The organism is Spirosoma sp., from assembly GCF_026391055.1.
GTDB lineage: Bacteria > Bacteroidota > Bacteroidia > Cytophagales > Spirosomataceae > Spirosoma.
Window position 1 is genome coordinate 305050 of sequence record NZ_JAPLET010000026.1, and the last position, 16508, is coordinate 321557.

General features: G+C 53.3%; 29 protein-coding genes. All 29 read right to left on the reverse strand.

The window, feature by feature from the left end:
• Window positions 1-59: 59 nt before the first annotated feature.
• Window positions 60-461 (reverse strand): hypothetical protein, encoded by a 402-nt coding sequence (locus NT073_RS24490; RefSeq protein ID WP_297378909.1) that lies wholly within the window; start codon window positions 459-461, stop codon window positions 60-62.
• Window positions 462-496: 35 nt separating this feature from the next.
• A complete protein-coding gene (locus tag NT073_RS24495) occupies window positions 497-811 on the reverse strand; it encodes a hypothetical protein (RefSeq protein ID WP_297378911.1) in 315 nt (104 codons plus the stop codon).
• The gene (locus tag NT073_RS24500) at window positions 808-1197 is read right to left on the reverse strand and encodes a hypothetical protein (protein ID WP_297378912.1); all 390 of its coding nucleotides are present in this window, start codon (window positions 1195-1197) and stop codon (window positions 808-810) included. The genes NT073_RS24495 and NT073_RS24500 overlap by 4 nt, the downstream gene beginning before the upstream one ends.
• A gap of 108 nt (window positions 1198-1305) precedes the next feature.
• Complete coding sequence (locus NT073_RS24505; protein ID WP_297378914.1) at window positions 1306-2061, reverse strand: hypothetical protein; 756 nt, start codon at window positions 2059-2061, stop codon at window positions 1306-1308.
• Complete coding sequence (locus NT073_RS24510) at window positions 2045-2545, reverse strand: DUF1353 domain-containing protein (RefSeq protein WP_297378916.1); 501 nt, start codon at window positions 2543-2545, stop codon at window positions 2045-2047. The genes NT073_RS24505 and NT073_RS24510 overlap by 17 nt, the downstream gene beginning before the upstream one ends.
• 23 nt (window positions 2546-2568) lie before the next feature.
• Window positions 2569-2961: a hypothetical protein gene (locus NT073_RS24515; protein WP_297378918.1), complete on the reverse strand. Its 393-nt coding sequence runs from the start codon at window positions 2959-2961 to the stop codon at window positions 2569-2571.
• Between the two features lie 12 nt (window positions 2962-2973).
• Window positions 2974-3936: a hypothetical protein gene (locus NT073_RS24520; RefSeq protein ID WP_297378920.1), complete on the reverse strand. Its 963-nt coding sequence runs from the start codon at window positions 3934-3936 to the stop codon at window positions 2974-2976.
• Window positions 3936-4439 (reverse strand): hypothetical protein, encoded by a 504-nt coding sequence (locus tag NT073_RS24525; protein WP_297378922.1) that lies wholly within the window; start codon window positions 4437-4439, stop codon window positions 3936-3938. Before NT073_RS24525 ends, NT073_RS24520 begins: the two co-directional genes overlap by 1 nt.
• The gene (locus NT073_RS24530; protein WP_297378924.1) at window positions 4436-4921 is read right to left on the reverse strand and encodes a hypothetical protein; all 486 of its coding nucleotides are present in this window, start codon (window positions 4919-4921) and stop codon (window positions 4436-4438) included. The genes NT073_RS24525 and NT073_RS24530 overlap by 4 nt, the downstream gene beginning before the upstream one ends.
• Window positions 4918-5223: a hypothetical protein gene (locus NT073_RS24535; RefSeq protein WP_297378926.1), complete on the reverse strand. Its 306-nt coding sequence runs from the start codon at window positions 5221-5223 to the stop codon at window positions 4918-4920. Before NT073_RS24535 ends, NT073_RS24530 begins: the two co-directional genes overlap by 4 nt.
• Window positions 5224-5240: 17 nt before the next feature.
• Window positions 5241-5759, reverse strand: a complete 519-nt coding sequence (locus NT073_RS24540) for a hypothetical protein (RefSeq protein ID WP_297378929.1) — start codon at window positions 5757-5759, stop codon at window positions 5241-5243.
• The gene (locus NT073_RS24545) at window positions 5756-6232 is read right to left on the reverse strand and encodes a hypothetical protein (RefSeq protein WP_297378930.1); all 477 of its coding nucleotides are present in this window, start codon (window positions 6230-6232) and stop codon (window positions 5756-5758) included. Before NT073_RS24545 ends, NT073_RS24540 begins: the two co-directional genes overlap by 4 nt.
• Window positions 6233-6243: 11 nt before the next feature.
• Window positions 6244-6582 carry a hypothetical protein gene (locus NT073_RS24550; protein WP_297378932.1) on the reverse strand — a complete coding sequence of 113 codons (339 nt, stop codon included), beginning with the start codon at window positions 6580-6582 and terminating at the stop codon, window positions 6244-6246.
• An 82-nt stretch (window positions 6583-6664) separates the two neighbouring features.
• The gene (locus NT073_RS24555) at window positions 6665-7174 is read right to left on the reverse strand and encodes a hypothetical protein (protein WP_297378934.1); all 510 of its coding nucleotides are present in this window, start codon (window positions 7172-7174) and stop codon (window positions 6665-6667) included.
• A gap of 6 nt (window positions 7175-7180) precedes the next feature.
• Complete coding sequence (locus NT073_RS24560) at window positions 7181-7369, reverse strand: hypothetical protein (RefSeq protein ID WP_297378937.1); 189 nt, start codon at window positions 7367-7369, stop codon at window positions 7181-7183.
• Window positions 7347-7610 (reverse strand): hypothetical protein, encoded by a 264-nt coding sequence (locus tag NT073_RS24565; RefSeq protein WP_297378939.1) that lies wholly within the window; start codon window positions 7608-7610, stop codon window positions 7347-7349. Before NT073_RS24565 ends, NT073_RS24560 begins: the two co-directional genes overlap by 23 nt.
• Window positions 7607-8599, reverse strand: a complete 993-nt coding sequence (locus tag NT073_RS24570) for a hypothetical protein (protein ID WP_297378941.1) — start codon at window positions 8597-8599, stop codon at window positions 7607-7609. The genes NT073_RS24565 and NT073_RS24570 overlap by 4 nt, the downstream gene beginning before the upstream one ends.
• A complete protein-coding gene (locus tag NT073_RS24575; RefSeq protein ID WP_297378943.1) occupies window positions 8578-8880 on the reverse strand; it encodes a hypothetical protein in 303 nt (100 codons plus the stop codon). Before NT073_RS24575 ends, NT073_RS24570 begins: the two co-directional genes overlap by 22 nt.
• On the reverse strand, window positions 8881-9213 hold the full coding sequence (locus NT073_RS24580) for a hypothetical protein (RefSeq protein WP_297378944.1): 333 nt from the start codon (window positions 9211-9213) through the stop codon (window positions 8881-8883). It abuts the gene before it with no gap.
• A gap of 36 nt (window positions 9214-9249) precedes the next feature.
• Window positions 9250-9510, reverse strand: a complete 261-nt coding sequence (locus tag NT073_RS24585) for a hypothetical protein (protein ID WP_297378946.1) — start codon at window positions 9508-9510, stop codon at window positions 9250-9252.
• Window positions 9507-9806, reverse strand: a complete 300-nt coding sequence (locus tag NT073_RS24590) for a hypothetical protein (protein WP_297378948.1) — start codon at window positions 9804-9806, stop codon at window positions 9507-9509. The genes NT073_RS24585 and NT073_RS24590 overlap by 4 nt, the downstream gene beginning before the upstream one ends.
• Before the next feature lies 1 nt (window position 9807).
• The gene (locus tag NT073_RS24595) at window positions 9808-10125 is read right to left on the reverse strand and encodes a hypothetical protein (protein ID WP_297378950.1); all 318 of its coding nucleotides are present in this window, start codon (window positions 10123-10125) and stop codon (window positions 9808-9810) included.
• Between the two features lie 86 nt (window positions 10126-10211).
• Window positions 10212-10769 (reverse strand): hypothetical protein, encoded by a 558-nt coding sequence (locus NT073_RS24600; RefSeq protein ID WP_297378953.1) that lies wholly within the window; start codon window positions 10767-10769, stop codon window positions 10212-10214.
• 4 nt (window positions 10770-10773) lie between these two features.
• Window positions 10774-11952, reverse strand: coding sequence for a hypothetical protein (locus NT073_RS24605; protein ID WP_297378955.1), 1179 nt, complete (start codon window positions 11950-11952; stop codon window positions 10774-10776).
• A gap of 146 nt (window positions 11953-12098) precedes the next feature.
• The gene (locus tag NT073_RS24610; protein ID WP_297378957.1) at window positions 12099-12731 is read right to left on the reverse strand and encodes an HNH endonuclease signature motif containing protein; all 633 of its coding nucleotides are present in this window, start codon (window positions 12729-12731) and stop codon (window positions 12099-12101) included.
• A 62-nt stretch (window positions 12732-12793) separates the two neighbouring features.
• On the reverse strand, window positions 12794-14152 hold the full coding sequence (locus NT073_RS24615; protein ID WP_297378959.1) for a phage terminase large subunit: 1359 nt from the start codon (window positions 14150-14152) through the stop codon (window positions 12794-12796).
• A gap of 2 nt (window positions 14153-14154) precedes the next feature.
• Window positions 14155-14631, reverse strand: a complete 477-nt coding sequence (locus tag NT073_RS24620; protein ID WP_297378961.1) for a DUF5681 domain-containing protein — start codon at window positions 14629-14631, stop codon at window positions 14155-14157.
• An 83-nt stretch (window positions 14632-14714) separates the two neighbouring features.
• Entirely contained in the window at window positions 14715-15587 is an 873-nt protein-coding gene (locus NT073_RS24625) for a hypothetical protein (RefSeq protein ID WP_297378963.1), read from the reverse strand.
• Entirely contained in the window at window positions 15568-16407 is an 840-nt protein-coding gene (locus NT073_RS24630) for a hypothetical protein (protein ID WP_297378965.1), read from the reverse strand. Before NT073_RS24630 ends, NT073_RS24625 begins: the two co-directional genes overlap by 20 nt.
• Window positions 16408-16508: the final 101 nt, after the last annotated feature.

The following is a 16508-nucleotide window of genomic DNA, read 5'->3' on the forward strand; positions in this document are numbered from 1 at the left end:
GTATATGGTTTGAAACTATTAGGGATATTCGATTAAATAGGGTCTTCATTTGATTAGCGTTAGTTTTTAGCTACATATTTGGCCAATTCATCCCACATCCTTTCTGCTATCCAGTCCTGCAAGTAGGCGTGCGCTTCAGATGTTTCATGTTTTGGGTGAGGTATGCCCTTTGAGTTAAGTATCAGGTCTGTAGCATGCCTACGTTCATGTTCAGCGAGCGCCATTTCAGAAGCGCCTAATGGCAACGTTGATGTCCAGATAACAACACGGTTTTGGTCATCCAGCATAGCAAAACCATTTGACGCCTTTGCTTCCATCGCCATCCTTATAAACTCTTCAGAACCATTTAGGTCGTGTAAATCGTAGATAAGTTCAGCATGAGTATAGCCGTGAAAAACCAATACACAGTTATTGTAGATTGGTACGTTAAAGCTGAATTTAAACCGCTTTAGTTTTGCCATTTGAATTACTGTTTATTCGAGCTGGGGGAGTTTAACTAGTCAATGTAATCAGGTCCACGTTTAGCAAGATCAACGTAATCAGATCCGCGTTTTGTGACCCAGGTTGCGTCTAAGTTTAATCCCGTAAATGTCGTACTAGTCGTTTTTACGGCCTGAAGTTTCAATTGGTCGTATAGCGACTGCGAGACATAGATGACATTTCCCATAATAAAGCAGTGCGTAGTGCCGCCCGTCACTATGTTTTGCATCTCCCGCGTTTCAATATCGCAAGTCGGATAGGTTTCCGACATCGGTAGCCGTGATGAAACCTGAACGGGTAGGCCGGGCTGGTAGAATAAGGGTATGTTCATCTTGTATATTCCTCAAAATCAATAATTCGATTATTACTCAGTATGAACTTAATCGACTCGTCATTCTGCAAATCCAAAAGCGCTTCCTGAATGGCTTCACCCATCAGATCGCGGGTTTTTAGCACCTTAGCAACCGAGAGGATTGAGTCTATCAACCCAACAGTAATTCCCTCCTCAGTTCTACAATCCGTCTCGGTATCGCCAGCTAATTCTATTTTATCAATTTGAAATAGTCTGGCTTTGGTTTGCCCGTAAAGCCGGACATAAGTCACAGATTCAGGGTTTTCCTTCTTTGGGTGCCAGATTAATCTACCCCACACATATCCAGACTCCTGAAGTACTTTTACTCGCTTCCCGTCATTTTTAAAAACATCTCCCTTTTCCATGTATATTCTTTTTGAGAGGGCTACAGGTTATGAAGCCCGGTTTAAATCAAGGTAAGTGCGTCAATTATTCGTCGACTGGAGTTGGTTTCGCCGGGGGCGCGGGTTTCGTTAGTTTTCGTTCTTCGGCTCGCTGCCAGGCACTGCGGTAGTCGTAGTAGGATTCAATACTACACTCAGCAAGCCAGCGTATCGTAAGAGGGTTTCCGTCCGCGATTCGATAGTGTTCATCGTCTCGCTGCTTGCTCCACTCGTTTTCAATAAAAATAACATCCTCGTCCAGTCCAGCGATTCCTCCCGTAGATCCTCCCGTAAAAAGTTCAGGGTACTTTCCTCGGATAGCTTCGTTAATGGTATGTAGTTTCCGATGGGCGACGACAAAAAGGTGTAAAAAAAAACCCCCTTCTCGTCGTACTTCAGCCACTGGTTGATCTTATGGCGATTTTTGGCGCTGTCAATGCTGGTCAGTTCCTCGTCGTCGGCAAAGTAGAAGATGCTGGCCACCTCGTAGACCTGCTCAATCGACAGGCCCAGGTTCTGGCGTTGCCGGAGCCGGTTGATCAATACAAGCCCCTCGCCGGCCGCATCCATTACCTGCTCGGCATCCATCGTAGCCTGCGCCCGGCAGCGACGAAACAGGCTTTCCATCGTCGAAAGGCTCATCTCGAACTGCTCCCCGGTCAGCTTCAGTTCATCGTGCTTGCGGAGCGTGTCACTGAAGGCCAGAAAGCGGCCCACGGTGAGGTTGAACCCATCCTCGGTGGCCTGGTAGTACTGGACACCGTCTACGACAAAGGGGCTGCCGTCCTGTAGCTTGGCGGGGATGATAATACCATTGTCGAGGGCGTCCTTAAATGACTTTTTCATGTTGGTTTCTGTGTCGAAAATAATTCCAGTTACTACGACCGCCCAGCCGGACGGCGTAGTAAAAGACGTGTAAGGTTTTGTTGTGCTGACGGAAACGAAGCATAATATCCAGCATGGCGCGGTCGGCATACCGGCGTTCTTCGCCCCCGGCATAGTAAACCGGTTCCCACTCCAGGCCGATGTAGCAACGCTGGTCTTTCTCGAATACCTCCCAGTACTCGTAGAGGTAGTCATGCACGATTGACGCCAGATTAAGCCGATTATCATACGGCTTAAAGAGCGTATGCAGCCAGGGTGGCACCGAGAACAGATCCGTTACGAACCCCTCCGGTACCGTCACCCAGCGTCCGTCGTTCAGCTCTACCCGTATGGCAGCCCCCAGACGCATCTGATCGGCTTTTTCCAGCGTTGAGTCCGAAACCAGTGGCAGATTTCGGACTTCAGTGGCTGTTTTGGCGTAGGTGTACTCCCTGGCTACGTTCATCGTGTTTGTCGAGGGTAAGACCGTTAGTGGTTCGGTACGACAGGATTCAAAATAGCCGGCATAAGACCCTCGTTGACCGCCTTCAGGGCGTCGATGATGCGCGGTTCAATCTGCATGCCGTAGCCGAGTACCTGTGCCGTATGCAACGGGTTGATATTCTCGACACGCTGCCACTCGACCTCATTGGCCGACCCGAGTATGAATTCAGGCAGATCGTCCGGCCCCCAGACATAGACCGAGCGAACATTAGTCTGATTGGTCGTCAGGGAGTAGTTACTACCCAGCACCTCCTGGTTGTTGGTGGCGTTAATGACCCGGCGAACGGGGCCGCCGTCGACGGCATAGGCTTCCTTCTGGGCTTTGCTCAGGCGGGGCCAAATGGCCTTGAAATCCTCGAATGTGATTGGCTCAAACATAGATTGAATTAATTAGAGGGTGATAGCTTTGAGGTAGGTATTGGTTAATTTTCTGGGGTAGTAGCGAAAGGTGGTGATCCAGCCGCCTAGGTTAGAGCCTGTTGAACCGTCTGCGCCCCCCAGCTGCAACTGCGTCACCGATGGGATTGCCGCCGAAGCCGCCGTTGCCACCGTTCCCCCATTTTTGACCAGCGCGGTAGCCCCCGCCAGGTAGCTGAAGCCGTACCGGTTGCTAACGTTCAGCGTAGCTGCCTGCGCAGCCGGTACGGACTGCCCCGCACTCGAAACCGACAGCACAACGACGCCCCCTGTTACCTGGAGGGCCATCCGGTTCGCGGCCGACCCGGCGTTGAAGCTGTATACGCTCCTGTTGGTTTGGGCCGTACCTGGTATGCAGTCCAGAAAAATACTGCCTTCGCTGGCGTTGTACCAGCCACCGGACGAGGTGCTGAGGGTGCATAGTTCAGCCGCCCGCGCCACGCTGGTACTCGTGGTGGGCACCCAGCTAGTGGCGTAGTTACCCGTTTCGAGGTTGGCGTACCGTACCGAACCCGTTACCGTCAGCGTCAGCGTCCCGGATGCTGGCGTAAAGGTGAGCGAAACCCGCTGGTTGGCCCCGGTGCCCGTCAGTGTTCCCGTGGCCGCTCCGGACAGATCAACCGTCCCCGTTCCGTAGAAACTAAGCGTTCGGGCGGTCGCCGTCACCGTCACGCTCTGGGTTGACAGCGTATCGGAGTTCAGCAGTATATTGGTTGAACTCAGTTCGATAAGCAGCCCGCGACAGGCCAGCGTGACCGGGTCGTAGTCGATTCGTGGAACGCCCGATGCGATGGTTTCCATCTGGCCCGACGCATTCCAGCGCGACCCGATGCTGGCCCTTGTGAAGGTGAGTCCGGACGGCATAACCCCTTTGCTGAAATCCAGAAACAGCGACGGCATGTATTGCCCCTGCGCTTGCGCAATGACGTTCAGCATTACATTTTCAGGTTAGTAGTGATGATGTAAGAGGAGTTTATATACGTCAGACAGATTATATTGACAGCCCCCGGTGTGGTGTTCCAGTCAAGAACGGCCCCGCCCGGCACTTTGCAGGCAGCGGGCAAGGTCAGGCTAAAGCCCCCCGCTCCGCCCTGCGTAACGACCAGCATCATCGTGCGGCCCTGCGACCCGTTCAGGAAGGTAGGCGTCGTGTTGGCGGTTAGCGTCAACGTAGCGACTACGTTACCACCCGTACCGAAATCGAGGTTGACTGCCGTTGCCACCGAGCCAAGTGTACTGGCTGTGTTAATGCTGGCGGCTGCGGCTGCGGCTGCGCTGGCACTGGCGGCAACGGCGCTGGTATTGGCTGCGGTGGCTGAGTTACCGGCTTCGGTAGCTTTGTTGGTGGCCGTCGTGGCACTGGCGGCAACGGCGGCCTGTAGGTCGGTCGTGATCTGCGGCAGGGCAGACGCCTTTAATACTTCTATTTGTGCGCTCATAGTAAAGTAAGCTTAATTGTTGGGTAACCGTTGAAGGTGCTTTCCTGATACTGAATACTGCCGCCTACACCCAGCGTTACGGAGTTACTCGTCTCACCAATGTAGGCCAGTATGTTGCCCGCTACGGCAACGGCTTCGTTGCGGGCCGTAACGGCCGCCGTAGCCGCACTAGACGCTGTCGTTGCGGAGTTATCAACATTGGTTTTCGTAATGTCAATCTGGGCTTTTGTTGCGTCAATGCTGGTTTTGGCGCTACTGACGGCAGCGGACTTCGTTGTTACGTCGGCTGCCAGGGAGTCAATGCTGGCTTTCGTGATGTCAATCTGGGTCTTTGCCAGACTGACTTGCTCGGCTGCGGCTGCGGCTTCGGCGGCTTTCTGGCTGGCCAGGGCTGCGGAAACTGCTGCGTTGGGGCCGGCCGATTCTACGTAGACGGCAGGCGCTACCGGCAGTTGCAGGTCGTTATTTTCGATTATTATCATACAGGTATTAGATTGGGGGTAACATTTATTGCCGTAAGTGACTGTATTTTGCTGTTCCCGTAATCGAGTTGTGCCGCTAGGTAGGCTGTTGTGTTGGCATCAAGCTTGGCGGTGTCCTCGGCCTGTAGCGTAAGCAAAATCCCCCCTGTCGTCGGTGAAAGGCCACCGTTTTCGAGGGTATAGGTTGATACCAGCCGTTTGTACTGGTCGAGCAGGGCTAACGTCAACTCACCCGTCATTGTATCAGTCGGGATAAGATGATAGCGGGCTGTCACGCCCTGAATTGCTTTAAGTTGCGTCATCGGCTTTGCTGTTATGGTTAGTCTTCGGCTGGCAGTAAGTCAGCGGTGATGCCCTGTACGTCGGGCAACGTGTAGCGGATCGCCACGGCCGACAGCCGGGGGTCGTAGCTCTTGCTCTGGTCCATCGGCTGAAGCCATACCCGGCGCAGTACGTCGATTGTGTCGGGATTCACTTCGTTGATCTGGATATTATGGACCTGCGTAAAGGCATCGAGTACCGTATCCAGCAGATTGTCCATTAAAGCGGCCACAACGAACGTGACGCTTAAATCGTACCTGTTCTCGGTTACCGTCCCGAACGTGCTTGTCAGCCCGCGATTCGTGATTAATCGCCCCAGTATGTGCGTTGACTGCCATGCGTAGCTATCATCCAGCGTCAGGCGAGTCATGGGCGGGCCTTCCACAAAGAGCCTTACCCCCTTTTCCTGCTGGTCGTACACCATTCGGGCCGTGGCCAGCAGTTGCACCGGGGAGACGACGGTAAGTTTTTGGGCCAGCGATGCGTTAATCGCGGCAATAGTGGTTTGAATGGTCATTGTCGTAGTCTGTCTTCTATACTGTCCATAATACCCAGGGCTACCTTGTCCTGCTCCTGATCGGAAAGTCCGAAAATCACGCCCCCTTGATACTCCTCCAACCCGTCTGCGATCACCGACTGCTTAGGGTCCGAGAAGCCAATGCCTACTTCCGTAGGGCCGGTAGTTAATACCTGCCAGTCTTTCATCAGGGTGCCGTCCATCGTCAAGTCTTTGTACGCGATCTGGCGGCCCCGTTCGGCCCGTCGTTTGGCGTGCGCGGCCGAGTAGGCACCCATGCGGAGACTGGCTTTGGTCTGGAGCCGGTTGCCACTGGCGGCCAGTCCCGACTGCTGTACCCGGTGGGCAACGATCACCACGGCATCTGAGCCCGCATCAAACAGTATCTCTTCCATACTGTCGTCGGTTAGCTGAATGGCCTTCGCCAGGTTGACTAAAATACCCTCCATGTTCGACTCGATGGTGAACGACATACGTGTGCGGGTTAGGCGTTGGGGTCTAGTTTCCGGGGCTTCGTACCGGGGCCGAATATTACGGCTTCATGGGTGCCGTGGCCTGACTTGGGGTGTAGCAGCGTGACGGGACGGCTCGCCTTTTCGATTTCATCGACCATCCGGTTGTACAGTCCCATCGTGTCGCTCTTGGCTCCGCCGTAGACGGCAATCCGCATCAGCTTGACCTTGTGCTTTGGGGAGAGGCCGCGCGGTTTTACTTTCACGGGCTTAACGGCCCGGTTGAAGTAGCGTAGGCTGAGGGCCTGCGCTGCTGCGGCTCCAATCAGCACCGACGTGCCGACCGTGATTAGAAATAGTGTAAAGTCCATTACTTAATTAGTCGTTAGTGTTCACCCAAAAACCCCGCACCATTTACGGTAACGGGGTCTTGTATACGTTGACAGTCAAGGGTTATTCTGTTCGTCCTGCGGGGTCCGCTACCGGCGTGTCCCAGGTAAAGAACTCGTACCACTCGGCGATTTCCTCGTTGTCGGTCGATACCCAGGAATTCCAGCCCAGTTCGTAGAGCGTATAGGCACCGACTGTTCCGCCTGGGCTACGGGTGTAGACCAATTTGCCATACGGCGGCTTGCGGTCGGTTAGTTTGATCCAGCGCCCATCACCGCGATTTGTTACCATATCCGCACTGGGTTTAACGCTCGTTCGTCCGGCCAGTACCGGCGTTTGCACGTTGGCTGTTTGCGGCTCCGGACGCGCAAGCTCTTGCAGTTGCTTGTAGATCGTAATAGCCCGGTCCATGCAGCGTTGCAGCGACCGGGTACGTTCTTCACTGCGGCTTTTGTTGCTACCGGCCAGGTAGTTCTTGTCGTGGTACTCCAGCGTTTCTACCGCCATCAGTACATTAAGTTCATCCATCAGTCCGTCGATGGGTCGGCGCATTTTAGGGGGTTGTGTGTCCATGTTTATTTATTTGGGTGAGTTTTTGTTTCTGTACTTTTTGCGGCAATCCTTGTAGTGGTGCGGGTTGTCGGGTTTGTTTTTCGAGCTAGCAACGGCGTAGACGATTTCCAGGCATAGCAGCATTGCCAGCAGAATCCCTATCGTTACTGTACCTGCCGTACCCATTAGTTTACTATGTTCGACCAGGTTGTGCATGGGCTTTGGGTTTTAGGTTCTTGCACCGTTCAAGTTTCAGCAGGTAACGCCGGGCATGGCGGGCGTTCTGTTCTGCTGATTCGTTGTACTTATCAATACGTAAGGCGATGTAGTTACACTGGTACGGTAGCCTTTCCTTCCACCATTCATTAGATTTTGCCTGATGCGAGTATTCTTCGGCCAGGCGGATGTGATGGTTTGCCCGCGTCCTTAGTGCCTGTACCGCTTCGTCGTGGCTCATACGAATCCGCCGACAAAGTACCCGCCCTGAAACTCCGGATCTGTTTGCGTGACGGGGGTGGCCCGTAGCTCTTTAATGATGGTGCGGCATACGGGCTTAGCCAGCATTACGGCCTCATCCATGAACTTAGCTTCCCGGTCCTCGGTAAAGTCGCGGTTCGTATTGGTGAACAGGTTGATGTTCGACGAACCCAGCTTTTCGGCCATCAGCAGGGAGCCGCAGACATTGGCGTAGGCCCATTGCAGTTGGTCGGCGTACTTGGCCATGACCTTATCCAGTGAGCAGCGTATGCTGGCCCCGGCCCACCCATAGCAGTAGCTATAGACGAAGTTGGCCGCAGTCTTGCTACTGGCAAGCGGGATCGTGCCACAGTCTACGCTGTACTGTGACTGGCTGATGCTCCAGCCCGTTTCGCTGGTGCCGAGTTCCTGCAGAATCAGATTCGACGCATCGATGCCGACAAACCACTTAAGCCCCCCCATGGTGAGGTTGGCCGCTTTGGTTACCGTCGTCAGTTCGTTGTAGCCCGGCTGGACGACTACCGAGCCCGTAGTAAGCTGAACCCCCGATACCGCATCGTAGACGTAGAGCGTCGTCGTCACAGCTGTCAGTGAGAGTGAGTAGCAGGCGAACGAGAGGACGGCCAGTTCGGAGTAAGGCGAAAAGGGCACCCGCAGTAGTACGCCCACCAGGTTGGGGGCGGCTTGCAGGGCTACGGGACTGGCCGATAGTGATTCGGGTTCGACCGTCCGCGCGGCTTCGTACATAAAGTCCGCCGACTTCGACAGCTCGTTTTTGATAATTGACGCCAGCTTGTTGAGGGCGGGGGGTTGTACCCGGTCCCAGACATCGCCGGCTGTTGATTTGTCAGCGTTGGAAAGCCCGGACACCAGTTCGGTACTGATGCCGGGCAAATCGTTAATCAGTAGGGCGGGTTCGGGGCTGGTAACGCCCTTTAGTCCGACAGTCAATGAGAATGGGTTTGCCACTTGATCCAGATATTTAGCACTGTCTTGTAATCCACGTTAATCAGCAGGTAATCCCCCGACTTAAGCAGTACACTTGCGCGGGTACCGATTTGCTCCTCTCCTTCTTCTGCTGATGCCTTGACCACCGAAATGTCGGAGATGTCAATGACGCCGTCGATCCAGACAGAGGAATCAATGTTCAGTTCTGCCAGGGCTGCATCGTAGCAGTTAATCCGGCAGGACAGTAGCTGCGGGTGGGCGCTGATGTTCCCACCCAGCAGCTTGTAGTCGTGACCTTCCATCTACCGTACGGTCGTCATTTCAATGAAGCGGCTAAGGTTGTTGGCGCGGTCGGAGTTGATTTTGACCACCTCGCTCGACGTGCGCAACTGGTCGTCCCAGTGCTTGCTGATCCCGTCCCGAATCCGGCCAATGGCGATAAACTGCTCCTCGTCGCTGTGCAACGAGTTGACGATTTCCCTGACACACTGTGCCGCGACTTCGTTGATGTGCTCCTCGTTGATAGCCGGACGCAGGGGCATCATGCTGCAACCGTTAACAGCTACCGGGCTTTCTCCCTGGAGGGTTTGAGCCACGCGCTGGCTGATTTCTTCGATTTCTTTGTTAGTAAGCATTGGTTTATTGGTTAGTGGTGAATGAATGTGTACTGTTTACGCGGGTAGTTTGGTGTCCGAAATACGTAGTCTTACCTCGGCAATGGCATCATTACCCTCACTGATGATTAGCCATTTGACGCTGACGACGGCAAAGACAATCAGGCTCCACCGGGCTTGTTGTTTACTGTTGTTGTCGGGCGGCATAAAGGTTGCACTCTCCACACTAAGCAAATCACCGGGCCGGGGCAGACTCGGCATCATGACGTTAACCTGTTCCCCGTTGGGAGCGATCAGAATTACTTTCGTTTGGCTCATTTTCCTGCTTTTACTAGGTTTCCGTAGATGATTGCCAAATCCTGGAGGATGGGCAGGATAGCCGCCGAGTGATCGAACTTAACGACGACGATTTCCCCGCTTGTTATCTCGCCAGCGGAAAAGGACTTACCCGCCATTTCGTTTTCGGCCAGTGGCTGGCTGGGCTCGAAGAACCAAAGCTGGTCGGCATCGGTATGCTCGTCGTTCTGTACCCGCGAACACTGTATGTTATCGGTGGCGTTGATATCCACGATGACGCCCCTAAAATCGGCCTGATCAATCCGGTAGATGCTCATGTTAAACGAGGGTATAGAGTTGCTCAAAACCGGGGTCGCTCATGGCGGTAAACTGGCAGGTGCCGAGCACCCGCACCCAGCCACCCGGCTTGCAGTAGCAATGGCGGGTTTCCCCCCGGTACGTCGTGAAGATGTTAGCCGATCCATCCTTTTCCAGAAAGGCATCCTGACCCCCGAAATAGCGCAGGAAGGTGTTGAGGGCTTCCAGGTTTTCGCCCGTATACTGGATACATGGCTGCGGCTGACGCGGCATGCAGAATGAAAACTGGGTTGCTGGTACTGGTGACGTAGTCGTGGGGGTTGTTTCTGCTGGTTGCATGGTACTGAAGAGTTGTATTATTCTAATAGGAGGTCTTAGGTTTTTACTACGGAGAAAGACCACTTTGCCGTAGTACTTTTCTTAGATTAGGCCCGGCGATGCTTGCGCTTGGTTCGACGGCTGTGTGTGATCTTGTTGAAGCCTCCGCCGTGGCCGTTGCTGACGTTGCGGTAGAACCGGCGCGACTGCTGGGGGTTGTGGCTGGGTAGTGCGTAGCTTAGTTGGTCGGCAAAGTCTTTGAGCTCGTTGGCGTCGGGCTGCTGACGGGCGGTTTTAGTCGCTTCCTGCTGCTGGTCGCTGGACTGGCTGCCGCGCTGCTGCTCCTGCTGGATCTGGTTCTTGGTTAGTTGCTCGGCCTGCGGGGGTATCGGGCTAACAGCACCTATCATACCTCCGGCGATTAGGGCTACTGTGCTGGCGAGTAGAGTTCTCTTTTTCATGGCAACGTGAATTGGGGGTTGGTTAAATTGATTGAAATGCGCGTGTAGTTTTAGTTCCCCGTAGGTGGGGCGCGTTGCGGCTCCGACAATGATCTGTCCATCACCATGCATCAAGGTTCGCGTAATCAGTAATTCCGCTACTGCGTCTGCGATTCGATTAGACAGTCCAATGTGGGCGACGGTGGCCCGTTGTTCCGGCGTCATACAGCTAGGCTTTCGGCGTTATCTCGAATACGGTAATGGCTTCTACCTCCGCGACACACTTAAAGATTTTGGTCTTGACACCCGTTGCTCCGGCTACGTCTTTGGCAATGGTTAGAATGGCCTCGTAGCTGTCGGCGTGGAAGTTGTTACCCTCCTTATCCGATACGACATACTCACCGTTGGCGTGTACGGGTTGCGGGTTGGCATAGACCGGCTCGTCGTCTAACTCACAGCCAGCAACGGTGCAAACCGTAGGGTCTACGCAGTTGGTACAAACCGCATGAACGGGCGTAGTGGCCGGGGTGGGCAATCCGGCTGCTTCACAGAAACAGTTGTCGCAGTCGCCCGAACAAGCGTCTTTAGGCTTAGGGGCTAGCGGTTGTACTACCGTAAGCTGTTTCTGGTCTACACAGCCGTGTTCGTCGCAGTAGTTCATACCACAGTTGCCCGTACAGGGTGGCTTTTGGCCGGTGGTTTTCTGCGTATCGCGGATTATCTGAGCGGGGCCAAGAATCAGGGGCCATTTGCTTTTAAACTCGTGACAGACTTCGCACAGCCGTTCCTTGCAGTTTTTATGCTCACAAAGCATGGTGACTACTTTCTCTTCGTTCATGCGCTCCTTCTCAGTCTGATCGATAACCGGCGCGGAGGCTACGGGTTGCGCTTCCACGACCACCGGCAGGGGCTTAACGGGTTCGGCTTCAGCAACCGGGGCGGGCTTGGCGGCTACGGGTTGCGCGGCTGCCGTTTGCCTTGCTTTTTGGCTGGCGGCTTTTTCCAGCTCCAGCCTTTCGGCTTTGCCAAGTTCTTCCAGTGGGCTGTGCCAGATGATTTGTTTCTTAGCCATATTGGTAGTAGTTAGTTGTGCGGTGGTGGTACTGGTTTGCTGCGCGGCCTCCTTCGCTTCTTTCTCCGCCCGCTTGGTCCAGTTAATGGCCTGTTCGGGGGTTACGTTGTACAGGCTCCGGGCGGCTTTGTAGAGCAGTCCTTTGGCGTCCTCGATGCGCTCGATAAAGCCCATGTCCATCAGGGCATGAATCAGCATTTGGGGTACGGCGTGCTGGGTACAGATGCCGAATACGTCACAGGATTTGAACTCGGTAACCGCCAGGCTACCGACCAGCGCATTGAGGGCCATCAGGTAGTTGTCGCGGGTGGGACGGGCTGCGGTGGATTGCTTCATGTTAGGCGTTGCCGTAGTTACCGGCGATTTGTTTATAAGTGGAGTATTCGAAGTTTACTAGTGCGTACCTAAAACAATCTCCCAAACAAAAGAGCCGACCCCTAGCCATAGCAGCTAAGAGTCGGCTCTTTACAAGTCGATAGAAATTACTTTCTAAACCGTAACCGTTGGGCGCAGGTTTTAGAGCAGCAATCGGGCTTAGCGTATTTGCTTTCGTTGAACACCTTGCCACAAAACTTACAGGTAAAATCAATATGATCGAGCTTATTAACCCGACGATACTTTGCCTTACAGGCGTTGGAACAAAAGCGAGACTGATAAATACCCTCAAAGGGTTTTTGGCATTGTTCACAGTTAATTGATCGCCTTTCGTGATTGAGACCAAATCCGCAGTTGATCGCATTTTGTCGGTGCCATTCAATGCCTTCTGGTGAAGCATGCCATTTTTTTGCTTCTTCTTTTCCCAACTCAAGGGCAGCAATAGACATTTCAAGTTTACCGGGTATTTCTCGCCAATGATCTGACATGTGGTCAGCCTTAAGTTTGCACTCGAAATTGCCAATCGTATTGTTGTCTGGGTTATTATCCACATGGTGAATTTCATACCCGTCAGGAATAGGCCCGACTTCACATTCCCACATATACCGGTGTAGGTACTGTTTAGCCCAGCAACCATTGACCTTAACCTGACCACGGAAGTACTTGCGGTCACTTCTTGATTTGGCAGTTCCGTACCGAATAAACCGGGTGCCGTTATAGGTAACAATTTCTTTTTGCATAGTATTAGGGTATAAACTACCATAAATATACAAAGAATAACGCAATGTGTCCGCATGATTATCTATGGGTTAACATTATGATTTTGAATTATTTGTTTATAAGTTGTATACTCAAAATTACATAATGAGTACCTAAAACAATCTCCCAAATGACCATATCCATTCTTGTCGGCGTGTTTCTTGTCGAGGGTTCCGTCCGACAACCGGCGCATCTTTTTGATGTCGGACGTTGTGATGGGGCACTTGTCGGGGTCGATCCGCATCTTGCCCAGGTAGTGCGAGATCAGGGCGTTCGAGATAAAGCAGCTGGTGTCGGTGCCGGGGTTGAACTTGGGGACGGCATCGTAGTTGGTCATCTTGGCACCGTACTTCATCATGTAACCCCGGATCAGATTCCAGGCCGACTGGTTACCCTTCGTGTAGGCGCTGGCATTGTTGCCCGATGCGTCACCGGTAAACAGCAGGAAGTTCTTGCCGTACTTCATGCACAGTTCTTTGCACAGTGCTTCCAGATCCAGCCCGTCGATGTGGTATTCGTCGAGGAATACCGGAGCCCCGTTCTGCTTCTGCATGATCAGTACTGAGTTGACCACGTTAAAGTCGTGAATCAGGTAGACGGGCAGACCCGGCTTGTATTCGACTTTACCGAAGTATTTGCCTGGGTTGGCAAGCAGCCGGTGGAAATACGGGTTTTCGGGTTTGGGTACGCCCCATTTGCCGAGTGCGTCAATTTCGTGCTGGTCGGGGTCAACCGTCAGCAGCCAGTCGAAGAACTTAAAGGCGTGTGACGGACAGAACGGGTTATCGCCGTAGTTAGCCAGTACCGCATTACAGGGGATGGTCTTCTTATCGAAGAACAGCTCATAAATCCACGACTCAATACTGATCGGGTTGAACGTGAAGTGGAAGCGGGGCGGTATCTCGTACTGGTTCCGGAGCGAACCGAACATACTGATAAAGGCTTGCTGGCTAATCTCACCGTACTTGGTAATCGGCTCCTCGACCCAGATATCGGTCGGGTCGGCAATACTCATGATCTTTTGCGGATTGTCGAAACTACCCGCCAGCAGCATATTCCCCGTAATGGTGTTGATGATCGTGTAATCGGAGTCACGGCAAACGAACTGGTTACTGAGCCAGGGCCGGGCGTTGATGATGTCTTTGAAGAGCTGGTACTGGCTGTTCTTTACGTCGACCTGATTCTGGCGGGCGTAGATACCCCGGAAGTAGTCTTTTCCGGCGCAGCGCCCGAGCAGTTCACGCGCCTTGGTGGCTGACTTGGCCGAAAAGCGGCTGCCGTACCAGATTTGGACCGGGTTATGATTAAACAGGTGCGGAATGAATACGTCGGGCACCACAAAGCAATAGTCCGGCACGGGCCGTCCTTTGAATCGTGATGCGGGTAAGTAGTCAATACGCATGGTTACTCCTCGGGGTTGTCGTTTACTTCTTCGTAGTCGATGGATTCCGCCTGTGCCTGAGTCTGCCGCTGCCATTCCTCGTAGCGGTCCAGTTCTTCGACCGTCCAGCCTTTCAGATCAGCACCCCCACCACTGCGACTGCCCGCTACGACAATCGGATGCGGCACCCGGCCCTCGGTTCGGTTGAGCACTTCGCGAATGGCTTTTATGTCGCCGTTCATGGCCATCTGAAGGAGCCGGGCCGCGACCGCCTGGTTAATGGTCTGTTGCCCGGTACTGATGGAGGCCGATGACCGCGACTTTTCCACCGCACCGTCTTTGCCTGGCTTGGTGATGGTGATCGAAAACTCAATCTCGGTAGCGTCACCAAACTCCCGTAGAAACTGCGTAATCGGGCCTTTAGGCCTGCCAGTGGGGTTTCTGCTTTCTCCCGGCTTGATGGGCTTTAGGTTGGCGAGTGAGTTTTCTCCGCTGGGCATAAGACTTCATTATTTTTTCATTATTACGTGGCCCTTTTCCTGCCCCCCCTGGTGGATCTATGCCGGCCGGGGTTGGATTACACTTACTGCGTCTTTTTGTGGCGCTGGTGCAGAATCTTGGGGGCTGTGTTCTTCCAGCGTACTTCGTGGTGAATCCGGCTGTGCGACGAGTTCATCATCGCTATCTTCACGCTGGAGGGGGAATACATCACGGTATAGAATGACTTTACGTAGGTGCCGAACTTCTGGTAGAGTTCGGTAATGCCGCCAGGATTAGATTGCGTTTCTTTCTGGTTGATTATTACGTTGGTGAGCGTGAAGAACAGACACCCCTGCTGGGATAGCGTCGTGTAGGTGTTTACGTCCTCGTTGAAGACCCCCCGAAACAGATACGGCCGGTCAACGTCACAAATGAAGGTGTTCATGCATTTGCGTTTGAGCGTCACTTTCTTGCCGAAGGTGCCATTGCCGCCCCCCATGAAGTCGCCCCCCTGCGCAAAGGCAATACTGTGGGCGTTGATCGAGACGTAGAACGTAAGCATGGCGTCGAGTACGGCATCCAGGTTCTTAATGTTGGAGTTACAGTATTGCTGCTTATCGTTAAAGCGGTACTGAAAATTAACGTAGTCGTCGTCCAGCATCATGAAGTACTGCAGGCCGAGGTCTTTGGCAATGGTAAAGGCCGCATTACGGGCGTAGGTGATCGATCGTCGGTCCTGATGGTCGTGGTAGCCCTCGTCGGTATATTCGGCAACGGCCAGCTTGTCGAACATCACGACCTGATCGCCAAAGTTGCGGTAATAGTCCTCTGCCTGGGCATCTTCGTTGTCGATGACGATAACAATCCGGCCCGTGTAGCCGCTTTTCTGCAGGGTAGCAATCGTAGCGACGTTATTAGCCCGTCCGTGGGTTAGGATCAGAACGGCAAAGTTTTCCTTAGTTGGCTGGGGTCGCATCGGCGGTATCTTCGTCTATGTCGGATGGATGATCGAATGCGTACTGCTCACTGAGGCTTTTGCTCATTTTGACAAAGCCGTATTCGATGGCCTGGTCCATGTCGATTACCACCAGGGCGGAGCGTTCCATCAGGTGCTGAATACTGGCCGGGGCGTGGGCATAGTAGTCGGCTATTTTCTCGTAGTTGAAGACGCGGTGCCGGTGAGCCGCGGCAATCAGGAAGGCTTTGATTTCGTCGGGAATCTCTTCGGCGTTGATTTCGTCGATGAGGTCAACGGTCTTGGTCTGGTCGGCCAGTTCGGAGAGTAACGGGGCTTTTTCGGACGGGTTGTAGATCGGGGGTTCGATTTTTCGGGAGTAGTTGTTTTCGCCCGATGATCCGGCCCCGGCTCCCCCGGCTCCTTCTCCTTCTTCTTCAATGGGTACAAAACCCCAGTCGTTGAGGTGTACCCCGAAATCGACCGCTATCTGGTCGATTACCTCGACGTCAAAGTTCAGGTTAACCTCACTGACTTTGTTATCGGCCAAAGCCAGTTCACGGCCTTCCTTCGAGTCGATATCCAAATCGGTCCGCTTCACGACAATCAGCTTGGTGCCGTCCGACTCTACGATGATCGTATCGGTAATGCCCGCATCCTCGGCGGTACCTGCGGTTTTGTTGCCGGCAATAATGTTGTTGTTCTTGTCGACCAGGATGCTGCGGCCCGCCCCCAGTTCGGAGAGTGATTTGCGAAGCAGCTTGCCGCCTTCCTCGGTACCTGTATTGGCGTTTCTACTATCCAAACGCAGGTCTTTTATCTTACCGGACTTAACGGCCATAAAGGGAGAGGATTTATAATAATGATTAACAAATATATAACAAACATTAAATCATTCAACAGCAAAAAGCCCGACTATTGATTTATAGTCGGGCTTGGGCA